Consider the following 995-nt stretch of genomic DNA (forward strand, 5'->3'; position numbering starts at 1 on the left):
GGGTGACCGAAGGGCGCTGGGCGGCAGTGGCCAGGTGCCCGGTGGCGGCTCGCTGCCGAGTTCCGACCGCGCCTTGCCGCGGGGTGACGGCCGTGTGCTGAACAGTGATGGCCAGCTGCCAGGTGGCGCCGGAGCGCTTTCCTCTGGGGGCGGTGACGCGCTGGGTGGCGGCGGTCGGGTGCCGGGTGGCGGCTCGCTGTCGAGTGGCGCCGGAGCCGTGCCCAGTGGTGACGGCGGTGACGCGCTGGGTGGCGGCGGAGCGCTTTCCCACGGCGGTGGCACTGCGACTTCCCAGGGCGGCGGTGCGTTTCCCCTCGGTGGAGGTGTGCCGGACGGCGGTGGCCAGGTGGGTGGCGGTGAAGCGCGGCCCGACGGTAGTGATTTTCTGAACGTCGGTCCCGGGGGCGGCAGTCCGGTGCCCGGTGGTGATGTCCTGTCCCTTGGCGGTGGGGCCTCTCTGACGGGGGACTCGGCCGCACCCGGTGGCGGTGGGTCAAGCCATCTCGCTGGCGGGAACGGGTCCCTGGCCGGCGGTAAGGGCACGGTGGCCGATCGGCACCCCGATGACGGCGGCGGCGCGCGCTCAGGGCGTCCCGCTCCGCTGCCCGTGCGCGGGGCCCGCGGTTCGCGGCCCACCCCCGCCGACGCCGTGCCCGGGATCAGGCCCGACGACCGGCGGCTGGTCGCGGAGCACGTGGCCGCGCCACCCACCCCGCGGACCGGGACCGTGCGCGGCACCATGGGCAAGCCCCAACTGCCCCGGCGCCGCGCCCAGGAGCACATCGCACCCCAGCTGCGCGGCGGACCGGCACCACGGCAGGACGCCGCGACCCCGGCCGGCCACGACCCGGGGCTGATGGCGGCCTTCCAGCGCGGGATCAGCCTCGCCGAGGCCCAGCAGCACCTGGAGCCGGAGGACGGTGAACCGGCCACGTCACTGCCCTTGCCGCTGCCCTCGCCGCGGATGGAGGCCGACCTGGAGTCCCGTACCGCAC

1 pseudogene is annotated in these 995 nt (G+C 76.2%); it reads left to right on the top strand.

Annotated elements, in window-relative coordinates:
* Positions 1-995, top strand: a pseudogene (locus EHS43_RS48650) (ATP-binding protein); the annotation flags it as partial.

It is taken from the genome of Streptomyces sp. RP5T, from assembly GCF_003933965.1.
In the GTDB taxonomy this organism is placed as follows: domain Bacteria; phylum Actinomycetota; class Actinomycetes; order Streptomycetales; family Streptomycetaceae; genus Streptomyces.